Annotated in this window: 1 protein-coding gene; it reads right to left on the bottom strand. The window is 65.4% G+C overall.

The window, feature by feature from the left end; all coding sequences use genetic code 11:
- A partial coding sequence (thpD, locus tag DQW06_RS28730; RefSeq protein ID WP_117199651.1) for an ectoine hydroxylase occupies positions 1-860 on the bottom strand: 860 nt, incomplete at its 3' end.
- Positions 861-1,471 lie beyond the last annotated feature (611 nt).

The following is a 1,471-nucleotide window of genomic DNA, read 5'->3' as shown; positions in this document are numbered from 1 at the left end:
GGGGCGGGGGCGCTGAACGGTCTGTCGCAGGCGTTCTCGACGCTGTTGAAGACGATGAAGACGTTGGACCGGGGGTAGGGCGTGATGTTGCCGCCCGAGCCGTGCATGCAGTTGGAGTCGAACACCGTCACCCCGCCCGCCGGGCCGGTGAGCACGTCGATGCCGTGCTGGTCGGCCAGGTAGGACAGGGAGCTCTGGTCCGGGGTGCCCACGTGCTGGCTCTTCAGCGAGTCGCGGTAGTGGTCGTCCGGGGTCTGGCCCACGCAGGAGACGAACGTCCTGTGCGATCCCGGCATGATCATCAGCGCGCCGTTGTACGCGTAGTTGTCGGTCAGGGCGACCGAGAAGCTGACCGCCCGCATCCGCGGCATGCCGTCCTCGGCGTGCCAGGTCTCGAAGTCGGAGTGCCAGTAGAACGAGCCGCCGCCGAAGCCCGGTTTGTAGTTGACGCGGCTCTGGTGCACGTACACGTCCGAGCCCAGGATCTGGCGGGCGCGGTCGACCAGGCGCGGGTCGTTGACCAGGTCGGCGAAGACCTTGCTGACCTTGTGCACCTCGAACACCGAACGCACCTCGTCGGAGGAGGGTTCGACGACCACGCGCTCGTCGCCGCGCAGGTCGGGGTCGGAGCTCAGCCGCTCCAGTTCGGCGCTGTAGGCCCCGACCTCGTCCGGGGTGATGAGGGAGTCGATCTGGGTGTAGCCGCGCTCGTCATAGGCGCACAGCTCGTCGTGGGAGAAGGGGCCCTCGTCGGTCCCCCAGACGGCGGGGTCCCTGCGGTACAACAGGGCGGGTTCGGTGCTCTTACGTGTGGGGTACTCGTCCGCGGTGCTGGTCGGAAGGTCCATCTGCAGAGTCATGGTCGATCCCCTGGCGGGGTTCATCCTCTCCGATGTCGACGGTTTCTCCTACGACATGCGAACTTAACAAAGGGCGGGAAAGCCTACTTACGGCTTCTTTATGTGCGGTGTTTAGTGTCCCTTTTGTCGGGTATGACAGTTATACTATATGGAGGAAAACCGTGAGGGCAGCCGGTTTTCCTTTTCGCCCCCATCTTTACCTCGAGTCGGGGTCGTTCGCTCACCTGCGTTGCGTCACTCAGGGTGAATGAATGCGTACTGCTCGTGCGTCTTCCCAGGTCGTCCGCCCGCGCCCTTCGCCCTCGGGGTCGCTTGTGAAAGAACCCACTTTCAGAGTGCGCTAGATCACACGAATACGGTTCAGGGGCTGGTGCAGAACTCCGGGCGAAGGGTCGGGAGGTCATCCCCGATTTCGACGGAATTTCCCGCGGGGTACTGGTGGGAGAGGAGCGGTTGTCGCACAGTGGTGGGGTCCGTGCTTTCCTCCCACCCGCTCACAGAGGAGAAAAACGTGCCCTCCCCCCGCCCGCGTGCGCTTCCCCGCGCGCTCGCGGCCCTCAGCGCCGCCGTCCTCGCGGTCGTCCTGGGCTGGTCGGCCCCGGCCGCCGCCG

It is taken from the genome of Nocardiopsis sp. TNDT3 (genome assembly GCF_003427465.1).
Classification (GTDB): Bacteria; Actinomycetota; Actinomycetes; order Streptosporangiales; family Streptosporangiaceae; genus Nocardiopsis; species Nocardiopsis dassonvillei.
The sequence above is the reverse complement of the archived record's forward strand: the minus strand, read 5'-3'. Positions and strand labels throughout refer to the sequence as shown.